This window comes from Aliinostoc sp. HNIBRCY26 (assembly GCF_050235535.1).
In the GTDB taxonomy this organism is placed as follows: domain Bacteria; phylum Cyanobacteriota; class Cyanobacteriia; order Cyanobacteriales; family Nostocaceae; genus Trichormus.
Map to the genome: position 1 here is coordinate 5,281,420 of NZ_CP189852.1, position 25,991 is coordinate 5,307,410.

Annotated in this window: 31 protein-coding genes; 11 read left to right on the forward strand and 20 right to left on the reverse strand. The window is 40.8% G+C overall.

What is annotated here, in order from left to right; all coding sequences use genetic code 11:
• The first annotated feature begins 38 nt into the window (after positions 1–38).
• The 4 genes from ACQFX9_RS22385 to ACQFX9_RS22400 all read left to right on the forward strand — a co-directional run bounded on the left by ACQFX9_RS22385 (position 39) and on the right by ACQFX9_RS22400 (position 3,618).
• Complete coding sequence (locus ACQFX9_RS22385; protein ID WP_427158606.1) at positions 39–161, forward strand: hypothetical protein; 123 nt, start codon at positions 39–41, stop codon at positions 159–161.
• A gap of 63 nt (positions 162–224) precedes the next feature.
• The gene (locus tag ACQFX9_RS22390) at positions 225–938 is read left to right on the forward strand and encodes a sirohydrochlorin chelatase (RefSeq protein ID WP_427162973.1); all 714 of its coding nucleotides are present in this window, start codon (positions 225–227) and stop codon (positions 936–938) included.
• Positions 935–1,726, forward strand: a complete 792-nt coding sequence (gene cobA, locus ACQFX9_RS22395; protein WP_427158608.1) for a uroporphyrinogen-III C-methyltransferase — start codon at positions 935–937, stop codon at positions 1,724–1,726. Before ACQFX9_RS22390 ends, cobA begins: the two co-directional genes overlap by 4 nt.
• 86 nt (positions 1,727–1,812) lie before the next feature.
• On the forward strand, positions 1,813–3,618 hold the full coding sequence (locus tag ACQFX9_RS22400) for a PmeII family type II restriction endonuclease (protein ID WP_427158609.1): 1,806 nt from the start codon (positions 1,813–1,815) through the stop codon (positions 3,616–3,618).
• An 18-nt stretch (positions 3,619–3,636) separates the two neighbouring features.
• On the opposite strand, the gene ACQFX9_RS22405 is transcribed toward ACQFX9_RS22400, so the two are convergent.
• A complete protein-coding gene (locus ACQFX9_RS22405) occupies positions 3,637–4,326 on the reverse strand; it encodes a helix-turn-helix transcriptional regulator (RefSeq protein WP_427158611.1) in 690 nt (229 codons plus the stop codon).
• Between the two features lie 125 nt (positions 4,327–4,451).
• On the opposite strand from ACQFX9_RS22405, the gene ACQFX9_RS22410 reads away from it, so the two are divergent.
• Positions 4,452–5,273, forward strand: coding sequence for a sulfurtransferase (locus ACQFX9_RS22410; RefSeq protein ID WP_427158613.1), 822 nt, complete (start codon positions 4,452–4,454; stop codon positions 5,271–5,273).
• A gap of 71 nt (positions 5,274–5,344) precedes the next feature.
• Here ACQFX9_RS22410 and ACQFX9_RS22415 read toward each other — a convergent pair whose 3' ends face one another.
• Both ACQFX9_RS22415 and ACQFX9_RS22420 read right to left on the reverse strand, forming a co-directional pair.
• Complete coding sequence (locus tag ACQFX9_RS22415) at positions 5,345–5,713, reverse strand: response regulator (RefSeq protein ID WP_427158615.1); 369 nt, start codon at positions 5,711–5,713, stop codon at positions 5,345–5,347.
• A gap of 59 nt (positions 5,714–5,772) precedes the next feature.
• Positions 5,773–6,873 (reverse strand): response regulator, encoded by a 1,101-nt coding sequence (locus ACQFX9_RS22420; RefSeq protein WP_427158617.1) that lies wholly within the window; start codon positions 6,871–6,873, stop codon positions 5,773–5,775.
• A gap of 902 nt (positions 6,874–7,775) precedes the next feature.
• Between ACQFX9_RS22420 and ACQFX9_RS22425 the strand changes: the two genes are divergently transcribed.
• Positions 7,776–8,705 (forward strand): RluA family pseudouridine synthase, encoded by a 930-nt coding sequence (locus ACQFX9_RS22425; RefSeq protein WP_427158618.1) that lies wholly within the window; start codon positions 7,776–7,778, stop codon positions 8,703–8,705.
• Positions 8,706–8,871: 166 nt separating this feature from the next.
• Positions 8,872–9,207 carry a helix-turn-helix domain-containing protein gene (locus tag ACQFX9_RS22430; protein WP_427158620.1) on the forward strand — a complete coding sequence of 112 codons (336 nt, stop codon included), beginning with the start codon at positions 8,872–8,874 and terminating at the stop codon, positions 9,205–9,207.
• A 141-nt stretch (positions 9,208–9,348) separates the two neighbouring features.
• Here ACQFX9_RS22430 and ACQFX9_RS22435 read toward each other — a convergent pair whose 3' ends face one another.
• Positions 9,349–10,104 (reverse strand): phycobilisome rod-core linker polypeptide, encoded by a 756-nt coding sequence (locus tag ACQFX9_RS22435; protein ID WP_427158621.1) that lies wholly within the window; start codon positions 10,102–10,104, stop codon positions 9,349–9,351.
• Between the two features lie 442 nt (positions 10,105–10,546).
• Positions 10,547–11,302, reverse strand: a complete 756-nt coding sequence (locus ACQFX9_RS22440) for a phycobilisome rod-core linker polypeptide (protein ID WP_427158622.1) — start codon at positions 11,300–11,302, stop codon at positions 10,547–10,549.
• Positions 11,303–11,392: 90 nt separating this feature from the next.
• On the opposite strand from ACQFX9_RS22440, the gene ACQFX9_RS22445 reads away from it, so the two are divergent.
• Positions 11,393–11,620, forward strand: coding sequence for a hypothetical protein (locus tag ACQFX9_RS22445; protein ID WP_427158624.1), 228 nt, complete (start codon positions 11,393–11,395; stop codon positions 11,618–11,620).
• Positions 11,621–11,986: 366 nt separating this feature from the next.
• Positions 11,987–12,676 carry a response regulator transcription factor gene (locus tag ACQFX9_RS22450; RefSeq protein ID WP_427158626.1) on the forward strand — a complete coding sequence of 230 codons (690 nt, stop codon included), beginning with the start codon at positions 11,987–11,989 and terminating at the stop codon, positions 12,674–12,676.
• Between the two features lie 145 nt (positions 12,677–12,821).
• Here the strand turns inward: ACQFX9_RS22450 and ACQFX9_RS22455 are convergent, their stop codons facing one another.
• The 15 genes from ACQFX9_RS22455 to ACQFX9_RS22525 form a co-directional block, all read right to left on the reverse strand.
• Positions 12,822–13,205, reverse strand: coding sequence for a hypothetical protein (locus ACQFX9_RS22455; protein WP_427158628.1), 384 nt, complete (start codon positions 13,203–13,205; stop codon positions 12,822–12,824).
• A 26-nt stretch (positions 13,206–13,231) separates the two neighbouring features.
• Positions 13,232–13,597: a CpeR family transcriptional regulator gene (locus tag ACQFX9_RS22460; RefSeq protein WP_427158629.1), complete on the reverse strand. Its 366-nt coding sequence runs from the start codon at positions 13,595–13,597 to the stop codon at positions 13,232–13,234.
• Positions 13,575–14,132 (reverse strand): chromophore lyase CpcT/CpeT, encoded by a 558-nt coding sequence (locus ACQFX9_RS22465; protein WP_427162974.1) that lies wholly within the window; start codon positions 14,130–14,132, stop codon positions 13,575–13,577. The genes ACQFX9_RS22460 and ACQFX9_RS22465 overlap by 23 nt, the downstream gene beginning before the upstream one ends.
• A 200-nt stretch (positions 14,133–14,332) precedes the next feature.
• The gene (locus ACQFX9_RS22470; protein WP_427158630.1) at positions 14,333–14,866 is read right to left on the reverse strand and encodes a phycobiliprotein lyase; all 534 of its coding nucleotides are present in this window, start codon (positions 14,864–14,866) and stop codon (positions 14,333–14,335) included.
• A gap of 185 nt (positions 14,867–15,051) precedes the next feature.
• Positions 15,052–15,486 (reverse strand): phycobilisome linker polypeptide, encoded by a 435-nt coding sequence (locus tag ACQFX9_RS22475; protein WP_427158631.1) that lies wholly within the window; start codon positions 15,484–15,486, stop codon positions 15,052–15,054.
• A gap of 268 nt (positions 15,487–15,754) precedes the next feature.
• The gene (locus ACQFX9_RS22480) at positions 15,755–16,510 is read right to left on the reverse strand and encodes a phycobilisome rod-core linker polypeptide (protein ID WP_427158633.1); all 756 of its coding nucleotides are present in this window, start codon (positions 16,508–16,510) and stop codon (positions 15,755–15,757) included.
• 88 nt (positions 16,511–16,598) lie between these two features.
• Positions 16,599–17,348 (reverse strand): phycobilisome rod-core linker polypeptide, encoded by a 750-nt coding sequence (locus ACQFX9_RS22485; protein ID WP_427158634.1) that lies wholly within the window; start codon positions 17,346–17,348, stop codon positions 16,599–16,601.
• Between the two features lie 41 nt (positions 17,349–17,389).
• A complete protein-coding gene (locus ACQFX9_RS22490; RefSeq protein ID WP_427158636.1) occupies positions 17,390–18,250 on the reverse strand; it encodes a phycobilisome rod-core linker polypeptide in 861 nt (286 codons plus the stop codon).
• Between the two features lie 407 nt (positions 18,251–18,657).
• On the reverse strand, positions 18,658–19,335 hold the full coding sequence (locus tag ACQFX9_RS22495; RefSeq protein ID WP_427158638.1) for a HEAT repeat domain-containing protein: 678 nt from the start codon (positions 19,333–19,335) through the stop codon (positions 18,658–18,660).
• 49 nt (positions 19,336–19,384) lie between these two features.
• A complete protein-coding gene (locus ACQFX9_RS22500; protein ID WP_427158639.1) occupies positions 19,385–20,089 on the reverse strand; it encodes an ankyrin repeat domain-containing protein in 705 nt (234 codons plus the stop codon).
• Between the two features lie 186 nt (positions 20,090–20,275).
• Positions 20,276–20,752, reverse strand: a complete 477-nt coding sequence (locus ACQFX9_RS22505) for a DUF2656 domain-containing protein (RefSeq protein ID WP_427158641.1) — start codon at positions 20,750–20,752, stop codon at positions 20,276–20,278.
• Positions 20,753–20,797: 45 nt separating this feature from the next.
• Positions 20,798–22,042, reverse strand: coding sequence for a DegT/DnrJ/EryC1/StrS family aminotransferase (locus ACQFX9_RS22510; protein WP_427158643.1), 1,245 nt, complete (start codon positions 22,040–22,042; stop codon positions 20,798–20,800).
• A gap of 161 nt (positions 22,043–22,203) precedes the next feature.
• A complete protein-coding gene (locus ACQFX9_RS22515; protein WP_427158645.1) occupies positions 22,204–22,578 on the reverse strand; it encodes a DUF5615 family PIN-like protein in 375 nt (124 codons plus the stop codon).
• Entirely contained in the window at positions 22,575–22,805 is a 231-nt protein-coding gene (locus ACQFX9_RS22520; protein ID WP_427158647.1) for a DUF433 domain-containing protein, read from the reverse strand. Before ACQFX9_RS22520 ends, ACQFX9_RS22515 begins: the two co-directional genes overlap by 4 nt.
• A gap of 174 nt (positions 22,806–22,979) precedes the next feature.
• Positions 22,980–23,270: a hypothetical protein gene (locus ACQFX9_RS22525; protein WP_427158649.1), complete on the reverse strand. Its 291-nt coding sequence runs from the start codon at positions 23,268–23,270 to the stop codon at positions 22,980–22,982.
• Between the two features lie 175 nt (positions 23,271–23,445).
• On the opposite strand from ACQFX9_RS22525, the gene ACQFX9_RS22530 reads away from it, so the two are divergent.
• Complete coding sequence (locus ACQFX9_RS22530; protein ID WP_427158650.1) at positions 23,446–25,551, forward strand: ATP-binding protein; 2,106 nt, start codon at positions 23,446–23,448, stop codon at positions 25,549–25,551.
• 68 nt (positions 25,552–25,619) lie between these two features.
• Positions 25,620–25,991, forward strand: coding sequence for a response regulator (locus tag ACQFX9_RS22535; RefSeq protein WP_103138108.1), 372 nt, complete (start codon positions 25,620–25,622; stop codon positions 25,989–25,991).

The following is a 25,991-nucleotide window of genomic DNA, read 5'->3' on the forward strand; positions in this document are numbered from 1 at the left end:
TTCCCGTAAAAATAGCTTCTCTAACAATTGTGATCATCATGTTTCCTACTCTCTGCTGTAATATGCTTTGGGTTTTAGGCATTTGTGGACAGATATTGATGAGTCAAGAAATCAGCGATCGCAACATAAATATTAAATTTTTATTAAAAAATGTAAAATAAAGACAGTCACACAAAATTCGTTCATCTAAAAATTTGGGGAATTTTGAACTATTAATTGTGAATATGTCATCTGCTTATCTCCTTGTATCCCACGGCAGTCGTGATCCTCGTCCTGAAGTAGCTATGCAGCAACTAGCAAAACTGGTGGCTGAAAAACTGCAAATATCAGAAAAATTTGTGGGTATTGCGTGTTTAGAAGTTAGTCCCGAACCTTTACATCTGCAAATCCAAAATTTTGCCCAAAATGCTGTGCTGTTGGGATGTCGTCACCTGAAAATTGTGCCGATATTTCTGCTAGCAGGTGTCCATGTGATGACGGATATTCCGGCTGAGGTCGCACTAGCAAAACAGACTATCGGTGAAGATATCACAATTGACCTACAACCATATTTAGGAAGTCATCCCGATTTACAGAGGTTTTTTCAACAGCAAATCAATACTATTAAAGCTGACGCAGGAATTTTGTTAGCACATGGTAGCCGTCGTCCTGGTTCACAACAGCCAGTAGAAACTATGGCGGCGAATTTGGGTTTAGTTACCGCTTATTGGTCTGTCGCACCAACTTTAGAATCACGGGTACAAGAGTTAGTGAGTTTTGGCAAGCAAGCAATTGCCATTTTGCCATACTTTCTTTTCTCTGGGGGTATAACAGATGCGATCGCTCAAGCTGTTGACGAGTTAAAATTACAATTCCCTGGGGTGAACTTTTACCTAGCACCACCTCTAGGCGCGAGTGACGAATTAGCTATTTTGATTGAGGATTTAATTCACCCATGAACCGCACAGACAATGAAACACAAAACAGTTTCGGCAAAGTTTACTTAGTCGGTGCGGGGCCAGGTGATCCTGGACTAATGACCCTCAAGGGTAAGAGTATTTTAGAATGTGCCGATGTCGTAATTTATGATGCCTTGGTGAGTCCGGCAATTTTAGCCATGATTAATCCCCAAGCAGAACAAATCAACGCTGGTAAGCGACGGGGAAAACATTCACTGCTACAGGACGAAACCACCCAATTATTAATCGAGAAGGCACAGGAACACGCTATTATTGTACGTCTTAAAGGTGGCGATCCGTTTATTTTTGGTCGTGGTGGTGAAGAAATGGTTGATTTAGTCGCCGCAGGTATTCCTGTAGAAGTTGTGCCAGGAATTACATCGGGTATTGCTGCCCCAGCCTATGCAGGGATACCTTTAACCCACAGACTGTATAGTTCTTCTGTAACTTTTGTGACTGGGCATGAAGCCGCAGGCAAGTATAAACCGAAGGTCGATTGGCAAGCGATCGCCCACGGTTCAGAAACCATTGTCATTTATATGGGAATTCACAATCTGTCTTACATCCTCGAAGAGTTAACCCAAGCGGGATTAAGTGCAGACACACCGATTGCTTTAGTCCGTTGGGGGACGCGTCCCGAACAGGAAGAATTAATTGGGGAATTGAGAAATATTGTAGAACTGGTGGAGAAAACCGGATTTGAAGCCCCTGCGATCGCGGTAATTGGCTCAGTAGTAAATCTGCACAGTACTTTATCAGAAAGCCGTCCCAGAAAGACAGAGCTTTAAACCCATTTTCTTGGTAAACTAAAACGCCACGCATTTATCTTCTGTGCATTTTAGCTAAGTAAAATTTTGGTCTAAAAGGTTGGGCTATGGTAGAAACAGCACTAAACATTACCTTGGAATCTGAGACAATTCTGATTCAGCAGTTGGAGTCAATAGATCAGAATAACCCGCAAACTTGGCAGAATAAGTTGATTCTCGGTGATTGTTTAGATGTTTTACGCAAGTTGCCTTCTGCAAGTATTGATTTAATTGTCACTTCCCCTCCATATGCTGATAGTCGAAAAAAAACTTATGGAGGAATTGCACCAGATGAATATACTGATTGGTTCCTCACAAGAGCGTTAGAACTAAAAAGAGTTTTAAAACCTGAAGGTTCTTTCATTCTTAATATTAAAGAGAAAGTTGTTAATGGGGAAAGACATCCATACGTATTGCATTTAATTTTAGGGATGCAGAAACAGGGATGGTTATGGACTGAAGAATATATATGGCATAAAAAAAATAGTTATCCTGGTAAGTGGTCTAATCGCTTTCGTGATTCTTGGGAACGTTGTTTACATTTTAATAAGCAAAAGAAATTCAAGATGAATCAGGAATCTGTCATGGTTCCTATGGGAGATTGGGCAAAATCCCGGCTCAAAAATTTAAGTGAGACTGACAAAAAACGCGATAATTCTAAAGTTGAAAGTGGATTTGGCAAGAACATCTCTAATTGGTTGGAGCGTAAAATGGCTTATCCAACCAATGTTTTACATTTAGCAACTGAATGCGGCAATAAAAATCATAGTGCCGCTTTCCCTAAAGCTCTCCCTTCATGGTTCATCAAATTATTCACTGATGTAGATGATGTAGTTCTTGATCCGTTTGCTGGTTCAGGAACGTCTTGTATATCTGCTAAAGAATTGGGTAGAAATTATGTAGGAATTGAGATTAAAAAAGAGTATTGTGAACTGGCAGCCATGAATATTAAAGCAACAGTTATCAATACTCAACTTATGGCAAACCATCATCAGTACCATGAGGAGTTAAATGTGGCAGACCAAAATTATCAGATTTATCATAATTACTTAATTCAGCACGTCCTCACACCTTTCTATGATAAAAGATTTGAGAAATTGAGCAAATTAAAGCTTAGAAATGTTCTCAAGCGTAAAAATCCTTATTTATTTAAAGCAAAAAATATTGAGCGCGCCCAAGATTTTGTTGATAGTATCATTACTGCCTTTCTTTCATCACAGGAAGAAACAATTTTTGGGAATTTGTTGGAAGGATTTGCTATATATATCTCTGAATCTTTATGCGGTGGTTTTAAGTCGAAACTCAACAGTGTTGATCTAGAGTTTGAGCGAAATGGAACATATTATATTGTAGGGATTAAATCTGGGACTAGTTGGGGAAATTCCGACCAGATTAGTAAGATGAAAGATAATTTTAAAAAAGCCCGGCAGTCATTGAGAAATCAAGGTATTACAAGTAATATTATAGCCGTTAACGGTTGTATGTACGGCAAGGATAGTAGCCCTTTTAAGGAAGATGTGGATACAGATAAAACATACTTCAAGTATGCGGGGCAAGAGTTTTGGGAATTTATTTCAGAAGATGCCAACCTTTACCAAGAAATTATTGTTCCTATTGGAGAGGAAGCCAAGAAAAAAGATGAAATTTTTAAGTCTACTCTTGATGCCAAAGTTAATGAAATGACGTTTGAATTTATGCAGTATTTTACTACAAAGGGTCGTATTGATTGGATTAAACTAGTTGATTATGTTTCTAAAAAAGGCGATGTCAAATTAGCAGCAATATCTCAACAGATGACATTAGAATTAGAAGATAGAGATGCAGATTTAGAAGAAACTCTAGATTTAGCAGATGCACTAGATTTTGAGGAATAGAACATAAATAGGTTTCAATCAGCGTTGAGTACCGACAAACAATTGAGCCACCATCTCAGCACGAGATGAAACTTCTAGTTTACGGAACATCCGTTTTAAAGCTTGCTTCACAGAATTTTCTGTAATCCACAGTTCCGCCCCGATTTGAGCATTAGTGCGTCCTTGCGCCACTAATTGAGCAATTTGCATTTCACGGGGTGTTAATTGACGAGTTTTAGATTGTTGGTATACTAATTTACCTGGATTTAAACTTAGGGATCTTACCGTCGCTACCCAAGCCGATAAATGCAGACATAGCGCGCTCACATCTAGCAAGTTCTGTGTATCAAATGCAGTCATCCCAATGGCACGGGTAAAACCAATCACACCCACTAATTGACCTTGATTGACAATCGGCCCTAGCAGAACGTGCCAATGATCAGCCCGTGGACAAATTAACTGCCATGCTTTCGGTGAAATTACTAAAGCTTCATGAACAGGAGTATGTCTTTCTACTAAATAACGCACAACGGGATTACGTTTAGTAGATAAAGCAAACTGCATCACCTTTTGCAACCTGCTATCCAGCAAAGGGAGTTCCTCTAGAAAAAATAATCCTGAGCGTTTAGCCGCAAAATAATCACTCAATTCGGGGAAAAGCAGTGATTTTAATTCCTGTTCGTTTTTGGCGTGGATAATCCTTTGAAACAAAGATTGTAAGTTTGCCATGATTCACAAAATGTACTCGTTCGAGGACTAGGCTGAGTCAGGGAATGAGCCTAATTTTAACTATGAACAGGAAATTATCTAAAAAATTTACTGTTACGAAAAACTGTAACATTTTGAGAAAAATCATGTCCCAGTACGCTCATCCTGAAGTTGTAGTAGATACTGAATGGCTAGAAAATCATCTCCATGATCCCAATCTTCGCATTGTTGAAGTTGATACAAGTCCAGAACTATACAAAAACGCTCACATTCCTGGGGCTGTATTTTGGCATATTTTTACAGACATATTATTGCCGGATTTGAGCATAAATTTAGATGCGATCGCCTTTGCTAATTTGATGTCGCGTTCTGGTATCACCAATGACACAACAGTGATTGCCTATAGTAGTTACCCAGGAACAGGAGGTTGGATTTTTTGGTTATTAAAATTATTTGGACACAATCATGTCAAAGTTCTCAATGGTGGATATCAAAAATGGAAATCAGAAAATCGTCCACTATCCCCAGAATTATCAACCTTTTCATCAGTTCCCTACCAAGCTAAAACTCCTGATCCTCAGTTACGAGTATTGCCTTCAGAAGTTCAAGCTTCTATGAATAGAAAAAATAGCATCCTATTAGATGTTCGCACACCTCAAGAATACAGTGGTGAATGGTTTTTCAATCAACCGCCAAAAAAGAATGAACGTGCTGGACATATTCCCGGCGCAGTTAATATTGAACACATTCTGACTTTCAATGAGGACGGCACTTTTAAATCATTGCCTGAATTGAAAAGTCTTTATGAAAGTCAAGCCATCACGCCTGATCAGGAAATATTTCCCTATTGCGCTATTGGTGGGCGTTCTGGATACATCTGGTTTGTCTTAAAGTATTTACTCGGCTATCCCCAAGTTCGCAACTATGATGGTTCATGGAATCAATGGAGTCGTCTTTCCAATGTTTAGAGATTTAAGGGTATAAGGGTGTAGGGAAACGAACTAGTAAAGCCTCTTTCCCTTTCCCCTTAACTCTTTCCTCAACTTTGAATGACGTTTAGTAAATCTTCTACGACAAAAGGCCAAGTAAAGTAAGCATCAGCACCTTGTTTTCTCGCCCAAATTCTATGATTTTCTTGATGATGCGCGCTACAAACCACTATCGGGATATTTTGATAAGTATAATGACTTTTAAAAAAGCGACATAGTTCAAATCCGCTTCTTCCTGGGATCACCACATCAGTGACAACTGCACTCAGTCTAACTTCTAAAGCAATTTCTATACCAGCTTTAGTGGTATGAGTCTTAATAATTTGATAGCCCTGTGATTCTAAATAACTACTGATGAAATCTAACTCACTCAGGGAGTCTTGAATAATTAAAACTTTGCCTACCCAAGTAATACTCAATCCTGAATCTCCATGATAATCAGAAGGTGATATCAGGTATTTAACTTTGTAACCGATAATTAAACAATATGTTTAAAAATTACTTTAAGTAAATCACTGTGAGTGAATGGTTTAATTAAATATCCTGATGACCCGACTATTTTAGCTCTAGCTCGGTCAATTAGACTGGCTTTTGCTGTCATCATAATAATAGGAGTATTTTTAAAATGAGAATGTTTTCGCAATAAAGAACACAGTTCATAGCCATCTAAATCTGGCAGATCAACATCTAGTAAAATTATGTCTGGCTTGGTGTGCAGTATTTCCATCAACGCTTTCAGTGAATTTGTAGCCCCAATAATGGAAAAAATCTGCTCATCTAAAAAATTCTTAATACTATTTAATACAACTAGGTTATCGTCTATACAAAATATCTTATAAATTTTTCTGTCAGAATCATTTGATGACGTTGACTGATAGTGATGGTTATTATTTAAGGGCTGAGATGGATAGCGTTTAGTATCTATTTGGGGGAGTCTTGGTTCTGGTTTGGGTTTAGTATAGTTCTGATAATTGACTCTATGATTTACTGAAGATTGCATACTACTTTTGTACAAATCGGCAATATCCATTTCCTTTTTGAATCCTTCAGATGCGTGTCCCCGTTGTTGACATTGTTCTACTAATAAGCGCAAATTTAAGTAACAAAACTTAGGTAAGTCATCTAAAAAACTCTCAGGTATAAACTCATAACTACCTTCCTCTAAAACTAAAAATGTCTGTAAAACTTCTAACGCCAAATGTTCTATGAGTATGGCGGCTTGTGAGGGACTGATATATTTTTGATTAACTAACCAACAAATAGCCAAATAATCGGGATTAGGAATAGATTGATTTTCAATATCTGTCTCGAAAATTACCCGTAACTGGTCGTTAATTTCTCTAGGGAGGGTGGTAATTTCCTGGCTCAAAGTCTGTAAGTGTCGATAAAGTGGCTCAAACATTCTTTCTGAGTAGCAAGCGTAAATTAGTCTACCCTCATCTACATAAATTGACCAAGCACCAGATGTGCTGAACACTTGTAAACAGCCAGTTACAGTTTTACCAGTGATTTTTTTTAACAGTGATAGTGGTTGTATTTTCTGGAAAAATCTGTATCTACTAATAGGTAGTGTTTTCATAGTGGCACTCAGCGAAAAATTTAATATTATATAAATATGAATTCAGGGAAAATTTGCCGGATTTTTAGGTATGTTTGTATAACTGCGATCACTCAATCGATGCAGCAAGCAAAATTTTAGTCAGTACGCTTTTTGCGGCTTACAGTTTTCTAATTTGTGTAAGCCACTAGCACTAACATTCATTAATACAAATTACTTGAAAAGTAATTGCACTCCCTTATTAAACAGCAAAGTATTTACTGATTACCAGGAAGAATTTTCCCAAAAATCAGCTATCTTTTCTGTATCTTTAGTTAATCTCACTCATCTAACAGTACAGCAATTCTTAAAATTAGAGATATTGGCTCAAACCCATCAGTAGCAAAAATCTATTTCTCATTATTATTACTTAATTAAAAATCACCAGAAATAGAGCCTTATAGCAATATTACTTAACATAATTAAGTGTTTTAAAATACATTCAAAAAAGTTCTTTGGTTAAAGAACTAAAGTATCACAAACTGACATCACAATAAATCATGAGAATCTAGTTCGTAGTAAGGACTTTAGTCCTTGTCTTTTCCCTACCAGATGCTTATGTGATATAGGAATCCGCTTTTATTCCTGAAATTATTTGCGTAGGGAGGGAACAGGGAACAGGGAACAGGGAACAGGAAAGAAAAAATCAAAGTATACCTAGCTTCACCAAAATCAAATAGGAATCCTATAGAGGCTCTTCTCTACGAATCTTAATTACGTTAGCGTACCCCTCCGTGGAAGCAAGCTACGCGTAGCGTCTCGGAGAGAAGCGGGGCGAGAGCATTATTGCGAATTGCGTTAGCGTTCGCGTAGCGTCTCGTAGAGAAGCGGGGCGTTTGCCCATTGCGAATTGATATAATTATTTCCACTTGAATTACAACTCAATGGTGAACAATTTCTTTTTACAAGTCGAAGAAGATAGCGCACGTCTTGACCGTTACCTTGCAGATGAGTTACCAGATTTATCGCGGTCTCGCATTCAGCAGCTAATTGAACAAAGCAAGGTGCAAATTAACGGTCATGTCTGCACATCTAAAAAGATCAATGTAAAAGTAGGCGATCGCATCACTTTAGAAATTCCGGAAGCGCAACCATTAGAACTGCAAGCGGAAAATATCCCTCTTGATATTCTCTATGAAGATGAGCAGTTACTCATTCTCAACAAACCAGCCGGTTTAGTCGTTCATCCCGCACCAGGACATCCCGACGGGACATTAGTCAATGCTTTACTCGCACATTGCCCCAGTCTACCTGGGATTGGTGGCGTACAAAGGCCAGGAATCGTCCATCGTCTAGATAAAGATACCACAGGGGCGATCGCGATCGCTAAAACTGACATCGCCTATCAACACCTACAAGCCCAACTTCAAGCCAAAACCGCACGCCGAGAATATTTAGGTGTAGTGTATGGTGCGCCAAAAACCACCAATGGCACAATAGATTTACCCATCGGTCGCCATCCCCAAGACCGCAAAAAAATGGCAGTTGTCCCCGTAGAACAAGGGGGAAGAACAGCTATCACCCATTGGCAAATTCAAGAACGTCTGGGTAACTATACATTAATTCATTTTCAACTCGAAACCGGACGCACCCACCAAATCCGCGTCCACAGTGCGAAGATTGGTCATCCGATAGTTGGCGACCCCCTTTATGCTTCCGGTCGTTCTGTGGGAGTAAACTTACCAGGTCAAGCACTCCACGCTTGGCGGTTGAAGTTACAACATCCCATTTCCCAAGAATGGATTGAAGTTACAGCAACACCTCCACCAACTTTTACAACTCTGGTGGAAGTTCTGAGACGCAGATCAATGTAACCTATCACCCATAAAGATTATGCGTAATATCTTGGATTCCGCTATATTGTAGATATTTAGATTTTCCTGATACCGAAAAATGCCAGCAAGGTTGCAAATAAAATCTGAAGATTGCTCCCCTTTAGGACGATTTATTCTTCAATACTTGGAAGAACAAGGTATCAGTATGAATCGTCTGGCGGATTTGTCTGGTGTTCCTCAACCAAGGTTGAGAGGTGCTTGCTTTAAAGGGACTTGTCCTACCCCTGAAACTTTAAGAAAACTAGCTAGAGTGATGGGAAAACATCACCTAGAACTTTATACCTTAGCCTACGAAGCTAGAATTCAGCCCGTTCCTGAAGATGCAGAGAATACTTCCCTCGATATATTAATGCGAGATTTATTTGAAACCGCCAGAGAAATGGGACTAACTGTTCCTAAAGTCCGCCCTTCTAAAGCTAAAATCCGTAAAGCTCTTTTAGAATTAGGGTTTAGCTCCGACAATAGTGATGAGTGTGCCTAATTAGGAAAATTAAGTGGTTTTAAATTTTGAACCTGGAATTTTCTATCCAAAATCCGTGTTGGAAAGTCTGATTGAAGGAAATCTCCAATCAGACTTTCTACAAAATTTAAAATCTCAAATTTAATGAGGTTTCAGATTTGATTATTTGCCGCGATAAGGAACGGAACGTTCAATATCAATGTTTTGTACAGAAAGACGTTGAGGAGCGTTAACTTGAGGATTAATACTCCGCGCCATATCTAAGAACAGAGAGGGGCTACCAGCTTTGGGCTGTCTGTCTGGAGATGCGTAGGTGCGGACAGAAGTTTGCCAAATGAATTGAGGGAAGCCAAGTTTCGCACGATAGTATTCGTCGTAACGAGGAGATGTGATGTTGAAAGGCCGTTCACCTTCTGAACGTCCGGGTAGGACTCTACGACGTTGGTAAGGTACGATATCATACCCGAAAGCGTCTAGATATTCATTAGAGTTGAGTAGGTCATCAACGAAGCCTTTAATACCTTTGGTAGCTACGACAATTGACCAAGCTAATTTTTCCCGATTATCGTATACATCACGACCGAGAACACGCTGTACTGTTTGCTCTACAAAACGGTAGTTGCTGTTGAGGTCGTAGAAACTACGCTTGTAGGTGTTAGATAATAACAATCCGCGAATAAAATCACGCACTGTAATCTGACCACTACGCAGCTGAGATTCTAAGAAACGCTCTCTATCAGCAGCAAAAGCATGGAAGAAAATCTGGCGATAGGAGGCTTCAATCAGATTATCTAAATCAGTAGAGGAAAGTAGGTTTTCTGTAGAGTAGATCCTGGGTTGTTCATCACCAGGAACTTCATAACCGCTTACTCGTTGGTTTTGAGACTTAGGGGAATATTCTAAAAGAGGAAGTGCCACGGATACAAAATCTCCCTTTTCCTTAACGAAATCTTACAAAGTTATCATAATCATAAAGGAGAAGGGAAGGAATTATTCGATTTAGTTTGATAAAAATTACATAACTTAATTAAGTAGTTGCAAATACCTGAAACGTTGACGCAACAAGGTTTTAAAGCTTCACAGGTTAACCGAGGCAAGTACAATGGCACTCACCAGGTGAGGAAATTGGCGATCGCTCTCAATCACTCCAGATGAGAATTGTATCAAGATAGACTACAAAATGTTTGTATTGGGAAACACCAAAAAGGGTCAATAGTCAATAGTCAATAGTCAATAGTCAATAGTCATTAGTCAATAGTCATTAGTCATTAGTCATTAGTCAGCACTCATTACTCATTACTCATTACTCATTACTCTTACTTGTCCCCCTGCCCCCTGCACCCTGCCCCCTACCCAATTCCTATCCCCAGAACAGAATATTGGCTTCTGCAAATAGAACAAACAGAACTGCTAGGGTGATGAAAAGGGCTATGAGACCAAAACTGGTATTCCAATCTGCTCTTTGGATGAAGGTATCAATATGAAAAGGTTCAAATTCGTCAAACATACCGGTGGGGATGGGACGGATGGGACGACGAGGTAGGGGTAATTTGTTGCGATAATCTTCGCCGTAACGTGACATCCGTGCAAAGGGTAGTTCACCTTGAGCGTGTTGTGGTAGAATGCGACGGCGTTGATAGGGAACGGTATCATAACCAAAGTTGCCGAGGTATTCTTCTGTATTGATTAAAGTATCAATGAAACCTTGTAGCCCTTTGGTAGCCAGTACAGTAGACCAAGCTAATTTTTCGCGATCGCTATATACATTACGACCTAAAAGTCTCTGAATGCAAATTTCGACAAACCGATAGTTATTGTTACTGTCGTAAACTAGTCGCCGAAAGGAATCACAGCTAACTAATCCTCGGATAAAGTCCCTGACTGTAATTTGACTAGCTCTTAACTGAGACTCTAAAAATCGCTGGCGATGATTATCTAGCATTTGCTGTTCATTAAAAACCTGCCGATAGGCTGCCATGATTAACATATCCATATCGGAAGCAGTTAACAGGTTCTCGGTGGTGTAAATTCTTGGTTGCTCATCACCAGGAATTTCAAACCCTGCAACGCGATGATTTTGTGATAAAGGTGCGTACTCTAATAAAGGAATCGACATAACTATCCTTCCTAATCAGCTAAATCTCAATTGTTGACTGTTGACTAATGTACGGACGGGTTTAAGCGAAATATCCGTTTTCAAGAGTAAATGTCGTATCAAACCCGCCCCTACTGGTTTTTGACTGGTAAGAGAGAATTTAAAGCAAATTTTGATGCAAATTGCCGTATTTCAGCCAATATTGTCTTAAATCATGATGAAGAGTGTACAAAATGGCTTAAAAACAATGCAAAATTACCTAACGCTGACTATTTTCTCTATACAGAGAGTCAACGCGATGGGAAGAATAACTTCCTTCTCTACGGCCTCTCAGCCTAGATAATCTCACACCATCAGTAAGGAAATCGGTCAAAAAATAGTAAAAAAATCGGAAATAATTAGCAAAATCAACAAATCTTGATGTTTTGACGGTCAATAGTCAATAGTCAATAGTCAATAGTCAATAGTCAATAGTCAATAGTCAATAGTCAATAGTCAATAGTCATTAGTCATTAGTTATTAGTTAACAATCAACGAATTTTCTTCAAATTGTCATTGGTGAGCTATCCTCACAACCATTAAAAATTAAGCTGATAAGAGTCTCTGCTGGTTCAAACCTGGAATTTCCTAGCTAATTCCTAGTTAGGTTTAACACCAAGTGGAATTATGGGTGGCTGTCTTTAATTTTGAATTTTGAATTGATTCATGAGGATTCTTCTGGTTGAAGATGATGTCATTCTGGCGGAAAACTTAGTAGATGCTTTGGCTTCTCAGCGTTATGTGGTTGATGTTGTGCATGATGGCGAAGCAGCTTGGCATCAAGTGAAGGCTCTGGATTATGATTTACTGTTGTTGGATGTCATGTTACCTGTGTTGGATGGGATGAGTCTTTGTCATCGTTTGCGATCGCACGGTTATCATTGGCCTATTTTGATGCTCAGTGCTTGTGACAACATCAACAATGAAATTAATGGTTTAGATGCAGGTGCGGATGACTACTTAGTTAAACCATTCGATTTACAAAAACTATTAGCGCGGATTCGTGCTTTGCTACGTCGGGGATGTCTGACATCACCACCGATTTTGACATGGGGTGAATTACATCTGAATCCTAGCACCTATGAAGTTACTTACGGCTCAACGCCTATTTATTTGACACCAAAAGAGTACAGCATTTTAGAACTACTGTTGCGAAATGGTCGCCGTGTTCTCAGTCGGCGTGTAATCATCGAACATATTTGGGCTTTAGAATCTCCTCCCGAAGAACACACTGTGAAAGTTCACATTCGCAGTCTACGACAAAAAATTAAAGCAGCCGGAGCAACAGAAGACTTAATTGAGACGGTTCACAGCATAGGTTATCGCCTAAATCAGCATCAATATAAAATCAGCTAAGGGAACACCAAACAATAAATTATTCCAAATAAACAGCTTAGTAGGGTGCGTCAGTATGAATAATCTCTTGGTATAGTTAGGTTTTCTCTCACTGACGCACCCTACAGTGTGGATATTTTTTTATCTGGCAGTCCCTAAACCACATTTAGGTTTGAGAAGGATTTTGCCTTTTCCACGAAAAATAAAAATGCAAATCTTTGCTACTTGCCATATATATCAAAATTACGGTACTCAGAGCAGCCATAATTAAACTTCCTACGATGAGGACAGTAGAAAGCTTTGCTTTTAGTGCAATCACCATTGCGACTAGAGCAACCACCAAAAAACTACAGATAGCCATCATGAGCCACTTCGCCCATTTTCGCCCCTGTAGCACAAAGTACATAACCACAATGGTGAATAAAATTCGTCCAATTGCCCATCTATCCCGCGCTAGAAAAACTAGCGTAGCATCTAGAATACAAAGCACCACAAACATAGCAGTTAATGTATTGCGTGCTTTCAAAGCAGATTGATCGATTTGGAGCATAGGTTGTACATCACAAAAAAATAACTTCACGCTTGTGCGTCAAATCGGGTGCGAAAGCTGCCGTATTTCAGCCAATATTGTTTCAGATTATGGCAAGGGGTATGTAAACTTGCCTTGGCCTGATAGAGAATTACTTGCCGATGATCACCCATCCAAATTTTGTCAATCGGATCAACTGATATGACTGTACCTCCTAAAGCTTCCACACATTGGGAAAATCGTTCAACGGCACTGTAATCTACAGTTTCAAACACAAAAAAATTACCTGAACAAATTAAATGCCTGCTGCGAATCCAGCACTGCATTTTTTTCTGCGCTTCTGGGGGCAGCATATTTGGTTTGAGAGATTCCAGATCCGGTAGGGAAAGATCACAGGATATTTGGGACTTCATGAGCGAAACTCTCCCGCTTTTTAAACCGCAATGGCCCATGTGTAGAACCCCAAATTTGTTGGTGGGTGTTGACATCAAGACCTTTATCGAGACTTACCCAAGTGCTTTCTGTGATTTCCACATAGCTATCTAAATAAGTCTGACAGCCATTTTTTTCAATTAAGCAGAGGTTGCCGGGTTCGACACTACCTTGAAAGCGATCGCCTTCTCGTTGGAAAATCATTGAGCAGTGATATCGTCGTTCAATACAGTCGGGAGTAATGGTTTTGAGAATATTTAAATCCCGCGCCGCACCCGCATAGAATATGGGATTTTTTAAACTGTAGTTTTCGATATAAATTTGATCACCTTGCTCAATTAAACGATGCACACCCTGACGATACGGTCGCCACAAGTCATAGTCATAAACCTGCTCGGAATACATCCCTATGCCAGAGAAGAATTCAAAAGGTAAGGGACGGAAAAAAACGTGAATATGGGCGTATTCTTTAGGATTTTCAAATGCCTGTTGTTGATTGCTGAAATCCCCTGCCATCCAACGAGCTAGGGTAATTAAATTATTGGACGTTGTTGCACAAATAGGCGTTATGGAAGAAGTCACTTCACTTTACTCCAAATTCAAAATTCAAAATTAATTACCTTCGTTCTCAGGCGTAAATAAACAGAGAAAACAATAAAAATCTGTGATTTTAACGGAATTTTTTGATGCTATTTTGAGTTTTAATTAGCTCTAGTTTAATTCTGGACACCCTGCCGAATTTCTGAAGAAAACGAGGCGGTAACAACTCCTGTGCCAGCACTAGTTTTAATCAGGGAAACTCGACACCGGACGTTAGGATTGACAAACCAAATTTTTTCCTCGGCGGCGGCGCGTTCGTAGGCGGTGGTTAGCACAAATGTACCGTCAGCCGTTAAGTAATAGTCACCGGCGGCGGCGATGGTTTCTGCATAACCTTGATCACGCAGGAGTTTACCGCGATGAGCCGCATCATCAGGATCAGGAATGGGAACTAAGACACAAGTACCTTTGACTTCTCCATCATCCCAATCTGATTGACCTTCCCAACTCATACGGAATGGAGAAACTGCTGTCTGGGGGTCGATGTCATAGCTTTTACACAAGTCAATGACTGCTGGATCATCAATAGAAAGAGCTGCAATCTCAATTTCTGACTGTACAGCTTCAAAGTGACTGAAAGCTAAATGATGTGCGCTACGTTGCGATCGCCAACGCCCAATGGAATTTTTAACAAACTCTTGAATATCCATCAATTTTTGATTTTTTTATAGTTATTTGCTTTTGAAGGCAGTATAAAAAATTGGGTTTCTTAAATCAGAAATCCTGGCTGTAATTAAGGCAAAAGGAAAAGGTAAAAATGCAAAATAAACAGCAATAAAATTTTTAAACAATCGTATTTTGATTGTAATGGGTTTTATTGCTTTTTACTTGTTAATTACCACTCATCAATGAAGGTGTAATCACCGGATTGAAAAACTGCGATCGCTCTAGGTTTTTGTTCTGGTGGAATTGTAATTAGTTCGTTCTTTTCAGATGTTGTGTCAGGGTGATTTTCTACCTCTACTTGAGGTGATAATTCAGTCGGATGTACTGAATCTAGAATATCAATTGCAGCTATTGTAGATAGTGGCTGTTCTTCGCACTCAATTTGGGAAACTGGAGTCTGGGAAGTTAATAAGGTAATTTGGGTAATTTTTCCCCCAAGGCGATGAATACTTTGAATTGTTTGAGACAGACAATTATAAGGAATTGTCTTTGTATATCTGCCTTTCCTCATTATCCCTTGATCACAGCCACCTGTGACTGTAATCTTGACTCGGCAACTACTGTATTCACTAAAATTGCCAGGAGCAATAATTGTGGTTGCCATACAAATCACCTGATAAATTTGATGTTGTCAGCAACTTATCATCAACTGTAATTTATGGACAAGCGAAGCAATCACTAAATAAATTGCCGCTTAATTACCAGTGATCACAATGCCAAATTCACTCATTAAGAAGTTTAACAAAATCTAGCCTTTTTTCAGACTTAGTGTTTGTGAGTGAATTTTGCCAAACTGTGATTGATTAGCAGTAGTTTTGTCAGTGGATTTTTGGTAACAGACCATCTATCTACAAACTTTTAGCGGTTCTGCTCTAAGCTATTTCTGTAATGCTCAGAATCTTACCGCCAGTTTTTTGGATGCTCTGAATTTTTTGTGATAGTTGGTTGTATCCCACATCAAAGGTAGCCATGCTTTGAGTTACCCGACGACCAAAATTAGCCTTCGACACAGCCACACGGAATCTTTTTTCTCTATTACCTACAGCACCACCACCTAAAGGGGCAATAATTTTGGTTGCGAGGTTACTACCAATATCACCAATTAACTTGGCAGATTTACCCACATCGTTAGCAGCAAATCCCCGCATTAAAGCAAAGGTGCGATTGAAACCAACATTCTTCACACCAGTTTGGGTACGATTGCCACGGGCAGAGGGTGTAACATTATCGCCAAAACTTCTAACATATTCATCACTGTCTATGTAGGAGTTGATTTCAGCTTCGTAACCCTGTGTGTTGTAAATCTGTACGTGTTCTGCAATTTCTGCTTGATCTTGTGGGGCGCGTCCCAACAGATGTTTGAAATTCAATTCAATGAAACGGTAGGGCGAAGAAGTTTCAAAAAACAAAGAGCGATATAAGTCAGATTGAGCTACCGCACGGACAAACTCCCTGACGCTAATATCGCCATTGCGTAATTGAGATTCTGCACTGGTGAGGCGTTGGTTATCGAAGATGTGAGCATTACCCAATACCTGCCGATACACGGCGCGGATAATGGTTTGTAGATCATCTTCGCTGGCGTTGGCTCGTAATTCTACGGACTCGGCTTCTATCCAAAGTGCCATATATCAGCCTCCTAAATTGAGGATTGTTTATTTGTGTTTTATTAAAAAAGCATGATTTGAGGATGGGCGTAGCCCATCCTGTTAAAGTTTACGCAATTTCAGTAATGCTGACGATTTTGCCAGAAGTACGATTAATGCGTTGAATTTGTGGGGTCATTTTACTCGCAGGGACGATGTACTCATTGGTACTGATGCGTCGGGGACTGTCGAATTTAGAACCTTTAACCACAATTTTGAAGCGTTTTTCAGTGCCAGAACCAATGACAGTAGCTGAAGAAGGTTTAATGTCATTTGCACTGTTGGTAGCGACTGCGTAGACTAATTGAGCAGATTTGACTGCGCTATCAATCTGAGCAGGGCCGCGATCGAGGGCAAATATGCGATTGTAGCCAACTTGCTTGCTATTGGCTGCGCTGTCTTTACCACGATAGTAGGGGACTACGTTTTCACCAAAGGCGGCTTGATATTCAGCACTATCGATATAAGAATCGATTTCCGCTTCATAGCCTTCAGCTACAGTCCGAACGATATGTTCAGAAACTTCTCTTTGGTCTTGGGGTGCGCGACCAAGTAAGTGGAGGAAGTTGAGTTCTACAAACCGATAGGGAGCGCAAGACTCGAAGTAGCGGGTACGATAAAACTCAGACTTGGCAACGATGCGGACAAACTCTCGCACAGTGATGGAGCGATCGCACAATTTGGATTCTGCTGTCACCAACCGCTCACTCTCCATGATGTGAGGATTGCCTAACACTTGTTTGTAAACTGCACGGATGATAGTTTGAACTTCTTCTAAACTACCACTAGGCCACAGTTCCAGGATTGTCTGGGTTGCCATAGGAATCTATCTCCTCAGTATGTTATAAGTTTGCAGCCGATTTATACAGCAGTAATACTGGCAATCACGCCACCTTGTTGGTGAATGCGCTGATACTCTTGAGAGAGCTTATCGTATGGCACCAGAAATACTTGGTTGGCACGGCGGAATTTGGAAATGTTATTGAAGGTTTTGGCACGATAACCTGTGACTTCAATGCGGTAAACTTTACCACCCGCACTCGCATCAACACCATGACGGCTACGAGAAGCAACCGGTGGTGTGCGGAAGGTTGCACCATCGCCAGCAGGAGAAATTACTGGGGTAGCTGTAGATTGAATAACCAACGCATTGAGTTTGGGACTCTTGCCTGCTAGGTCTCCCTTCAAGCTACTGCTAGCAGCACCCCGTACCAATTGGAAAGTATGGGTAAATTGCACCATGCTAGTGCAAGCTTCTGTTTTGTAACCCCGGATGTAGGGAACAATGTTTTCCCCAAAGGTAGATTGATACTCATCGCTGTCGATATAAGAATCAATCTCAGCTTCAAAACCTTGGGTATCAAGAATGGTGCTATGTCCGCGCATTTCTTCCAAATCCAGTGGCGCACGACCCAACAGATGGCGGAAGTTGAGTTCAATTGCTCGGTAGCGCGCACAGTTGGTGAAAAAGCGAGAACTGTAGAGTTCGGATTTAGCTACTGCGCGCACAAACTCACGAACGCTCAATTCACCAGATTTAAACTTGGATTCTGGTACGGCGAGCCTTTCACTTTCCATGACATAGGCATTACCCAATACTTGCCTATAGACTGCGCGAATGATTGTTTCGGCTTCTTCTTGTGAGCGGCCAGATACCCACTCAACGGGAGGGGTTTCATCAAACAGGCTAACTCCCAGACGAGAAGCTGGTCCAAATGGCATTAATTCTATCTCCTGTTAACGAAAGAGGTTCAGAAAATTGTTTCAAAATGTAAAGAAATTTCAGATTGTGCATCCAGACAAACCAGATCAATAGATTGATTTGCTTGAACCCGAACGACGATTTTCCATGAAAATAGCAATTCTAATTCCCTGGATGCTCAAGCCTTTTAGGCGTTTTATACGCTTTGTTATGATCAATTTTCTTATGAGGAAGCAAAGATGAGCGTCAAGATTTGTAAATATTGATATAGTTGTAGCGTTTTGCACTTATTTTGCACAAACCATTTTGATCTGGGGCATGGGGCATTGGGCATGGGGCATTGGGCAGAAAAATTCAAAATTTAAAAGTTTTTCTCCCTCTGCTTCCCCTGCCTCCCCTGCCTCCCCTGCACCCCTGCCCCCTGCCCTCAAATCTCCTTGGGCAAACTCCCTTCCAGGGCGGCGGCGACGACGTAATGATTTTCGTCTTGTTGGAGTTGGGCTAGTAAGAGTTTGGCTCTGGGGTCTGATGACAAACTCAGAGCCGTGGCGGTTCGCCAGCGATCGCGCCAATCTTGTGCCTGTGCTAATTCTGTGAGTAAATCTAGGGCTTGTTGCTGCAAATTCCCTTTGAGTAAACTACCGAGTGCTAAAATGCCGGTTTCTTTGACTGTTTGTGTTTCGTCTTGTAAAGCTTGGCGAATTACAGCTAGCAGCACTTCGTCTTGATTCGCTTCCATGAGAATCGAGATAATCGTCTGGCGAGTTAACCAATGGCGATCGCGCTCAAACAACTGTTGCAGTAACGGTACAGATTCATTACCAAATTCAAACAGTGAATTGGCAATTTCCGCTAGTACATTATGGTCAGACTCTTCTTGTAGTAGCTCTTTGAGGATTTGTAAGGATGCGGCTGTGCGATGATTCCCCAAGCCCATCACCGCTAAACGACGACACAAAAAATCTTGATCAACCGCCAGTCTTTGCAAAATAGGCAAGGCTAAATCAGCCGGACATTGTGCTAATTCATCTAAAGCAGCTTTACGCTGGTCAAGCGCACCAAACCGCAGCAAAGTTTCTAGTTCAGCGAGGCGATCGTTATTCATAAATTTTTACTATTTGGAATCAATCCAAAATCCAACATCCGTCATTGACTCACTCCGTCGCCCCAGCTCGAATTAACAATTCCACTGCTTGAGCAGAACGAAAGGAATTACGAGCTTCACTCAAGGCTGTTGCACCCCAGCGATTTCGAGGGCGAAAGTCTGCACCATTAGCTAACAACAGTGTCATAGTTTCTAAATCGCCCCTTGCAGATGCCATCATTAAAGGAGTCCAACCGCCCAGGTTTGCGGTATTTACTGATGCACCTAGTTCAATCAACGCCTTGACTGTGTAAGTATGCCCATTATCTGTGGCTAAGTATAAAGCTGTGTCACCGATTTTATTTACGGCATCCACCTCAGCACCCATTTTTACTAGACGTTGGACAATATCCGTTTGACCACGGCGCGCCATTGTCATTAATATAGTTTCCTCGTAGGAATTGCGATCGCTAATATTCGCACCATGATCTAGGAGTAGCGAAACAATGTGTCGGCGATCGCTCTCCGCCGCAAACATCAACGGTGTGTAACCTGCGGGATTTCTAGTATTGACATCCGCATTATGTGCCAACAATAATTCCACAATTTCCAGATAACCTTCTGTAGCCGCCCACATCAAAGCTGTATTACTAGCTCCCACGGCTGTAACACCCCCTGTAGTATTGGGATCTGCGCCTTGAGCTAATAAGCTTTCGACCGCAGCAGTATCACCTTTGACAATCATACGGATGAGGTTTTCGTTAAGAGAAGCCATTTTTATAAAGGAAAAAGGAAAAAGGCAAAAGGTAAAAGTACAGAAAGCTGAGGTTTGATGATATTTTATACCCATCAATTGCATAATTTCACTAGTCGAGAAAAGCTGTAAACTCTTTCCCTTGACTCCTGCCACCTGCGATTAATATGCAAATTAAAAGTACAACAGCTTAATTTTATACTAGTGTCAGATTTCTTTGAGTTCAACTTTGAAAATACTATCGGCTGGTTTTTGGGCAATGGTAGAATCCCAAGCGATTCCCTGCAAAAATGCTGCACCAGAGTTAGTCTCTACCACATCTACCCCCCAATTTCCCGGTTGGAGTGCATCAGGAGAATCACTGGTGGGTGGTGTAGTTTTAATCCCGCCTAAGACTAGAATTTCTGGAAGCGGGGCTGTGTCTGTTTGCTGTGAGCGTCGCTTTTCTGCTAAGGCTTGCGCGCAAAGTTTTCCGACTTGCTCAGGAGAAAATTCGTCTGTAGGGAATAAAATTTCTACAGTCCAATGGGGATGATTCACTAATCTACATTGCAGGTTTTTATAGGTACTTAAACCCACTTGAAACACTGCGGCAAATTCTTCTTTGCTGAGGGCTGGTACGCTATCATCAGCGACATTAAAATTGTGGGCAAGCAGCATCCGCCCTGTAATATCTGTATTCAAAATAGCTAAATTTGTTGATAAAAGTTTGTATGTTTAATTCTATACCTATTTAGCGATCGCTGAATCATCAACAAAAGCAGCGTTAACATCGCAGCGTAGAATGTCACATTCATTCAACACACAAGCTAATCTTTCAATATCCTGCGACGACATCCCAATGTAAACGGGAAGATAAATCAACTGCTCAAAAAACTCTTTGGCTTCTACTGGATTCATTTCAGGACGATGGGCTGGCGGTTCGACCACAGATAGACTAGAGCCTCCCTGAGTTGCATCAAAACCTTGACTCCATAAATAGTGCATCAACTTTTCTGGAGAATCGCACAGTATCGGGAAAACCCAGTGAGTATGTTTGATTGCTTGACTTCCTGGACGTTGTAAAGCAGGCGTGAGTTTGATTAAATATTCGGCAAGTCTGGCGCGTTCTACAATTCTATCGGGGTCGAATTTGCGGATACGACGCTCCACCAGTGATAACAAAGCAGAGGAAGGTCTTTGACGAATTTGTCTCAAGAAGTTGTCGCCGGAAAATCCCCGCACACTTTGACTAATCAGGCGATCGTGATTTAGCTTGAATGCAGAACATAAAGCAAGAAAAATGCTGTAAGTCAAGCGGTAAGAAAGGAATATTAATATAGAATATTTCAAAATTCTGATGAGAAAACGCCAGCGACTTTGTATAGGCCACTGTTCCTGACATAAACGTGTTGTATGACAAAGTGAAGCATCTCGAAACTGGAGAATTCCCCCAGCTAATGCTGTTGCAGTCTTGATAGGGCCGAAGCTAAATAAACTCACATCACTTTGAGGATGTCCCCGATACTCATTACCTACATAAGCCTGAGCGCAATCTTCAATGACGAGGAGATTATGCACTTTGGCAAACTGTAGAATCCGTTCCATTGGCATATAACTACCAAACAAGTGAGCCACCAAAATAGCCCTTGTGCGGGGAGTTACAGCTTGAGCCATTGACTCAGGACGCACCATCAGGTGGTTGCTATCGATATCTATGGGAACAGCAACCAAACCGTGAGCCTCGATAATGCGCGTCATCCCACGAATGGTGATAGCTGAAACTAAAATCTCTGTTCCAGGCTCAAAGTTAAGTGCTTGTAAGAGTGCATCAAAACCACTACGCACCGAAAGACAAGGGAGAATAAACCCCTTCTCAGACCATAAACGCTCAATTCTCTGCTCAACCTTCTCACGGTTTGGCGATCGCAGACAATATCCAATTCCTGACACCATATCAGCCCAAGAAATGTCAAGACGTTTACGGGGAATCACGCTTTCATGCTCCTTTCAACTCAGTTCTGACTAATACAGCTAACTTTTAGCGATCGCTTCATCAAGAACAGAAGCGATGTTAGCGTAGTAAGGTGAAATATACCTCACCACCGATAAGATTAAACTCAACATTACTACGTAACTTGATAACTCCCAAAATTCTATCCAATAGGTAGCCTGCGATACCGCACAGCGTTATCTTCTATCGTGATAGCTGCTCCCTCAATTAGCACTTGTTCTAGCTGAGGTAAAACTTCTAGTAATTTCTGTGACACCAAATCAGGTTGTGCAGAAGAAAGCCGAAGAGTAACCAAACTGGGTTGAGAATAACCACCTAAAGCAACTAATGCTGAAAAATCTAAGTCTTGAGTCAATACAATTCGATTATTTACTCTGGCAAATTCTAAAATTTCTATGTCAGTTGCGGTTGCAGGCAAAACTTCGGTAGAACGCAAAATGTTGTAGCCTGCTTGCTGCAAAGCTATAATTGTTAGTGGTGAGATATGAACATCTGCTATGAATTGAAGACTGTTCATGCAGATCGAATATGAATTAATTGCTCTGAAACTGACCATGCAGCATAATTAAGAGCTTGCTGAATATCCTCAACCTCTAACTCTGGGTATGACTCAATAATCTGTTGAATTGATAAATTGCTGGCTAGAAGTTTGAGGATAAAGCCCACCGTGATCCGCATTCCACGGATTGTAGGTTGTCCAAGGCAGATATTAGGGTTAATAGTAATGCGATCTAGCTTTTCCATAGTAGTGGATTTACTAAACATTTATGTGAATTGAAGCAGACACAATTACTCACCCTGACATTTTATCCCGCTAGAGTCATCAAAATCTCCGGCAATTTGGTCTTGATTCCGTTCCTTGATAGCAAATTTGTTGACTTACACAACTGTTTCAGGAGTTTCTCAGCAATTCAATTTTTACCGATTTGAATAAATTGCGTTTACAATTTCTTGAAAAGAGACGGATTCTATAACAGATAGTAGGTTAACCGCTTTACTTAATAAATAGGGTGTGTCTTCGTAATCATCTTGACTTGGCAGAACAATTTGAATTGGTTTACCTTGATCATCCACACCCTTTTCAAACACAAATAACCGTGTATTGGGATGATTGATTTCTACCCAGTAATTTTGCTGGAGATATTTGACTACTTTAGCAACCCGAAGTCCTTGAATTTGAGGGTATGTTGACAAAACTTCAGGGGTCATAACCACTCTCCTGTTGTGAGACACTGCGATCGCGGAATTCAGACTCTCTAAACTGGCGACTTTCTCTGGCTATAACAATTCTAAATGTTAAATTTTCCAACATTAACTTTATAAAATTTGAAGTTTTGATCGCTTAAGTAAACAATGGAAATGTCCCCCTGAAGTATGGATATAGGTGTCTAAACGTTCTTCTAAGCGGCAATCAGGCTCAAAAAAATCTCAACATCAACAAAAAGCTTACAAGCGTCTGATTAAAACTTTGTTTCAGAACGCCCATGATGCAGTTGCTCTCATTGATGATCAAGGTTGTCTGATTGAGATGAACAATGGTATCTGTGATTTGCTAGGGCTACCGCGTAAAAAGCTGAAAAAGCAAGCCTTATCTAATTTCATCGCGGCGGGGGATAACTTGGAGAGTTTTCCGCTACCACAATCATTGATGGGAGAACTCTTAATTTCATCTGCCAGTCATGTTAAGCGAGAGGTGGAATATACCTTAACACCGAATGTTCTACCCCACTTTCATTTACTGCTGTTACGAGATATTAGTCAGCGTCGGGAATCAATACAAGCAGAATTAAAACAGCAGCAGCAGCGAGTTGAACTATTTTCGGAAGTCACGCTCAAAATTCGTCAGTCGCTACAACTTAGGGAAATCCTACATACCACCGTCACCGAAGTACAACGGATTCTCAAGGCTGATCGCGTGCTAATTTACCATGTATTACCAGACGGTACAGGTAAAACCATCAGTGAAGCGGTTGTCCCAGATTACCCCTCGCTGATAGATATGGAATTTCCTCCAGAAGTGTTTCCCCAAGAGTATCAACAACTGTATGCTCAAGGAAGAGTCAGAGCCATCACCGATGTTCATGATCCGGCGGCGGGTTTAGCAGATTGTTTGGTGGAATTTGTTGAGCAATTCGATATTAAAGCGAAGTTGATTGTCCCCATTGTCCAAAGTCTCAACACTGCTCAAAATCATCTGTGGGGATTATTAATTGCTCATCAATGTAACAGCGATCGCCATTGGGTAGATTTTGAGTTGGAATTGATGCAACAATTAGCCGACCAAATCAGTATCGCTCTATCTCAGGCACAATTACTAGAACATTTAGAAGAAGTTGTCGTAGCGCGCACCGCCGAATTACAAGAAGAAATCAATGTCAGGATGCAGGCGGAAGCAGCTTTGCGCCAAAACGAAGAGCAACTGCGCCTAATTACCAACGCCTTACCAGTATTGATTGCCTATGTAGATGACCAACAATGTTATCGCTTCAATAACCAAGCCTACCATGATTGGCTGGGGCAGTCTCCCGGCGAGATTTACGGTTTTCATTTGCGACAGGTGTGGGGAGAAGATTGTTACCGAAGAATGCGCGTATACGTGGAAGTAGCTTTATCTGGACAAGCTGTTACCTATGAGAATGAAATAGTCTTGAAAGATGGAAATTTACGATCAGTTGATGTTACTTATATCCCTCATCTAGATGAGCAGAATATGGTGAAGGGATTTTTTGCCTTAAGTAGTGATATAAGCGATCGCAAAGCCATTGAACGGATGAAAGACGAATTCATCTCCGTGATTAGCCATGAATTGCGGACTCCCCTGACATCATTACATAGTGCGTTGAAAATCTTGGCGACAGGCAAATTAGGCAATCTTTCCAGTGAAGGACAACAAATGCTGTCTATTGCTGATGAAAGTACAGAAAGACTGGTGCGATTAGTCAATAATGTGCTTGACTTACAAAGGATTGAATCCGGTAAAGTCGTCATGGAAAGACAGGCTTGCAATGCAGCTAATTTAATTACCCAAGCCGCAGAAGCAATGCAAGCAATGGCACAGCAGCATGAAGTCACTTTAGTAAAACAACCACAGGAAATCTCTGTGTGGGCTGATGCTGACTACATATTACAAGCTTTAACCAATTTAATTAGTAATGCCATTAAATTTTCATCACCAGGAGGTACTGTTTGGCTAACCGTTGAACAGGGGACTAGGGATTTGGAACTGGGGATTGGGGATTGGGAAGTGATTTTTCGGGTGCGGGATGAAGGACAAGGTATACCAGCTGATCAACTGGAAAAGATATTTGAACGCTTTCAACAAGTTGACTCATCAGATTCTCGCAAAAAAGGCGGTACCGGTTTAGGACTAACTATCTGCCGCAAAATTATCGAACAACACAACGGTAGAATTTGGGCTGAAAGTAACCCAGGGTGCGGGAGTACCTTTGCATTTACATTACCTAATTCTGTGAAGAGTGCTGAGTGCTGAGTGCTGAGTAAGCTGTTCTTGAATTTTTAATTTTTAATTTTTAATTTTTAATTGAGTAGAGGGGTGTTATGGCTAAAAGAATTTTAATTATTGATGATGAGGAAACTATTCAAACTGTTGTGCAGTTTGGCATCAAAATGGCGGCGGGATGGGAGGTTTTTACTGCTAGTTCTGGTTCGGAGGGTATCCAAACTGCTCAAACCGAAAAACCTGATGTCATTTTGTTAGATGTAATGATGCCAGAAATGGATGGTATTGCTACATTTAAAGAACTCCAGTCACGCACCGAAACAGAAAAAATCCCTGTCATCCTCCTAACTGCTAAAGCACAAACTGCGGAAAAGCGTCAGTTTAATGATTTGGGAGTTAGTGGAGTGATTACCAAACCCTTCAATTCTTTGGATTTGCCAGAGCAAATTACTAGAATTCTCCATTGGTAG

Bases quoted from the DNA above. Each gene is read 5' to 3' on its own strand.
- ACQFX9_RS22385 (WP_427158606.1), top strand. From the start codon at position 39: ATGTTTCCTACTCTCTGCTGTAATATGCTTTGGGTTTTAGGCATTTGT.
- ACQFX9_RS22390 (WP_427162973.1), top strand. From the start codon at position 225: ATGTCATCTGCTTATCTCCTTGTATCCCACGGCAGTCGTGATCCTCGT.
- cobA (WP_427158608.1), top strand. From the start codon at position 935: ATGAACCGCACAGACAATGAAACACAAAACAGTTTCGGCAAAGTTTAC.
- ACQFX9_RS22400 (WP_427158609.1), top strand. From the start codon at position 1,813: ATGGTAGAAACAGCACTAAACATTACCTTGGAATCTGAGACAATTCTG.
- ACQFX9_RS22405 (WP_427158611.1), bottom strand. From the start codon at position 4,326: ATGGCAAACTTACAATCTTTGTTTCAAAGGATTATCCACGCCAAAAAC.
- ACQFX9_RS22410 (WP_427158613.1), top strand. From the start codon at position 4,452: ATGTCCCAGTACGCTCATCCTGAAGTTGTAGTAGATACTGAATGGCTA.
- ACQFX9_RS22420 (WP_427158617.1), bottom strand. From the start codon at position 6,873: ATGAAAACACTACCTATTAGTAGATACAGATTTTTCCAGAAAATACAA.
- ACQFX9_RS22425 (WP_427158618.1), top strand. From the start codon at position 7,776: ATGGTGAACAATTTCTTTTTACAAGTCGAAGAAGATAGCGCACGTCTT.
- ACQFX9_RS22430 (WP_427158620.1), top strand. From the start codon at position 8,872: ATGAATCGTCTGGCGGATTTGTCTGGTGTTCCTCAACCAAGGTTGAGA.
- ACQFX9_RS22440 (WP_427158622.1), bottom strand. From the start codon at position 11,302: ATGTCGATTCCTTTATTAGAGTACGCACCTTTATCACAAAATCATCGC.
- ACQFX9_RS22445 (WP_427158624.1), top strand. From the start codon at position 11,393: ATGTCGTATCAAACCCGCCCCTACTGGTTTTTGACTGGTAAGAGAGAA.
- ACQFX9_RS22450 (WP_427158626.1), top strand. From the start codon at position 11,987: ATGAGGATTCTTCTGGTTGAAGATGATGTCATTCTGGCGGAAAACTTA.
- ACQFX9_RS22455 (WP_427158628.1), bottom strand. From the start codon at position 13,205: ATGCTCCAAATCGATCAATCTGCTTTGAAAGCACGCAATACATTAACT.
- ACQFX9_RS22460 (WP_427158629.1), bottom strand. From the start codon at position 13,597: ATGAAGTCCCAAATATCCTGTGATCTTTCCCTACCGGATCTGGAATCT.
- ACQFX9_RS22465 (WP_427162974.1), bottom strand. From the start codon at position 14,132: ATGGCAGGGGATTTCAGCAATCAACAACAGGCATTTGAAAATCCTAAA.
- ACQFX9_RS22470 (WP_427158630.1), bottom strand. From the start codon at position 14,866: ATGGATATTCAAGAGTTTGTTAAAAATTCCATTGGGCGTTGGCGATCG.
- ACQFX9_RS22475 (WP_427158631.1), bottom strand. From the start codon at position 15,486: ATGGCAACCACAATTATTGCTCCTGGCAATTTTAGTGAATACAGTAGT.
- ACQFX9_RS22480 (WP_427158633.1), bottom strand. From the start codon at position 16,510: ATGGCACTTTGGATAGAAGCCGAGTCCGTAGAATTACGAGCCAACGCC.
- ACQFX9_RS22485 (WP_427158634.1), bottom strand. From the start codon at position 17,348: ATGGCAACCCAGACAATCCTGGAACTGTGGCCTAGTGGTAGTTTAGAA.
- ACQFX9_RS22490 (WP_427158636.1), bottom strand. From the start codon at position 18,250: ATGCCATTTGGACCAGCTTCTCGTCTGGGAGTTAGCCTGTTTGATGAA.
- ACQFX9_RS22495 (WP_427158638.1), bottom strand. From the start codon at position 19,335: ATGAATAACGATCGCCTCGCTGAACTAGAAACTTTGCTGCGGTTTGGT.
- ACQFX9_RS22500 (WP_427158639.1), bottom strand. From the start codon at position 20,089: ATGGCTTCTCTTAACGAAAACCTCATCCGTATGATTGTCAAAGGTGAT.
- ACQFX9_RS22515 (WP_427158645.1), bottom strand. From the start codon at position 22,578: ATGAACAGTCTTCAATTCATAGCAGATGTTCATATCTCACCACTAACA.
- ACQFX9_RS22520 (WP_427158647.1), bottom strand. From the start codon at position 22,805: ATGGAAAAGCTAGATCGCATTACTATTAACCCTAATATCTGCCTTGGA.
- ACQFX9_RS22525 (WP_427158649.1), bottom strand. From the start codon at position 23,270: ATGACCCCTGAAGTTTTGTCAACATACCCTCAAATTCAAGGACTTCGG.
- ACQFX9_RS22535 (WP_103138108.1), top strand. From the start codon at position 25,620: ATGGCTAAAAGAATTTTAATTATTGATGATGAGGAAACTATTCAAACT.